The organism is Microbacterium sp. UBA837, assembly GCF_002296025.1.
GTDB lineage: Bacteria > Actinomycetota > Actinomycetes > Actinomycetales > Microbacteriaceae > Microbacterium.
The window spans coordinates 1-1,293 of the sequence record NZ_DBHD01000057.1 but is presented as its reverse complement, the minus strand read 5'-3'; the positions used below and the strand labels follow the sequence as shown (position 1 = coordinate 1,293).

Annotated in this window: 1 protein-coding gene; it reads right to left on the bottom strand. The window is 69.8% G+C overall.

Features of this window, described 5'->3' with window-relative positions; all coding sequences use genetic code 11:
* Positions 1 to 18: 18 nt before the first annotated feature.
* Positions 19 to 1,059 (bottom strand): IS110 family transposase, encoded by a 1,041-nt coding sequence (locus tag B3587_RS04430; protein WP_292726814.1) that lies wholly within the window; start codon positions 1,057 to 1,059, stop codon positions 19 to 21.
* Between the last annotated feature and the right edge of the window lie 234 nt (positions 1,060 to 1,293).

Genomic DNA, 1,293 nt, shown 5'->3' with positions numbered 1-1,293 from the left:
CCTGATAGCGCCTCTATGTCAAGCGGCCACCACGAAGGGATGGGTGACGGCATCGGCGACGAGGACGCGGTAGATGGCCTTGGTGAGCTGTCGCTTGAGGAGCCGGAGGGCTTCGGTGCGGCTGTTCCCGGCCGCGAGTCGGCGTTGGTAGTAGTCGCGACCGGGACCGGGGAAGATCGTCTGCACATGCGCCGCGAGGTGGATGGCGTTGTTCAGCTGCCGGTTCCCACGCCGCGACAGGCGATGACGGACGACGTCGCCGCTGGAGGCCTCGATCGGCGCGGTGCCGGCGTAGCTGGCGAGATGATCGGCGCTGGGAAACCTACCGATGTCCCCGACGTGTCCCAGGATCTTCGCGGCGAGCACGTCGCTGATCCCGGTGATCTCGGTCAGGCTCGTGCCCGAGGAGGCGACCGCGGTGGCGCACCGGCGACGATTGTCGGCGATCGCCCTGTCGAGCCGTCGGATATCGGCAAGCAGGTCGCGGGCCATCTGCTTGCGCTCGGTCTCGACCGCATCGCCAGGACGGACCTTCGCGAGCAGGCCGGCAGCTTTCGCGGCGGACAGGTGCAGCGGCGCGCCGCCGGCGATCAGGTCGCGCAGGTGCCGGTGCAACCGGTTCATGGTGCGGCGTCGCTCCCGGGTCAGCTCGTCACGGCGGTCCGCGAGCAACCGCAGCACGCGGGTGTGGTCGTCGGCAGTGACAGGGGCCATGTCGGGCCGTTGGGCGGCGACCAGCGCCACGCCGCGGGCGTCGATGTGGTCGGTCTTACGACCATGCCCGGTTTCGAGCAGCCGGGCCCGCGCGGCCAGGGTGGCGGGGACGTCGACGACGCTCTCGCCCGCGGCGACGAGGCGTTGCGCGAGCAGCTGCCCGAGTCCGCGGGCGCCCTCGATCGCCCAGCGCCGATCAGCCCACGGTGCGGCCCAAGTCAGCAGCTGGTCGATTGTCGCGCGGGTCGCTCGGACACGGATCGTGCCGAGTTCGGCCAGGTCCGCGCCGAGCGCTGTCGCGGTATGCGAGCTCTTGTGAGGGTCGATGCCGATGATCACGGTCATGAGTCACTTCCTTCGGTTGCCGGGTGGTGGGATACCACGGCGGGCAACCTGAGTTTCAGGAAGCGATGCACGCCTCTATCGAGCCACGCCGCAGCGGGCGGTGACCGGCCGGCACGCTATGAGAGAGCCACACCGGAGTGGGCAAGGAGCGTGAGAGCCCAGCCGGCCACCTCCCTCGCACCCTACGCCCCCGTCGGAACCGAGGTGCTGGCACGATCAAAGCAAGTCAGGAGC

What these genes read in the sequence shown, in the direction of transcription:
- B3587_RS04430 (WP_292726814.1), bottom strand. Translation starts at nt 1,059, where the DNA reads ATGACCGTGATCATCGGCATCGACCCTCACAAGAGCTCGCATACCGCG.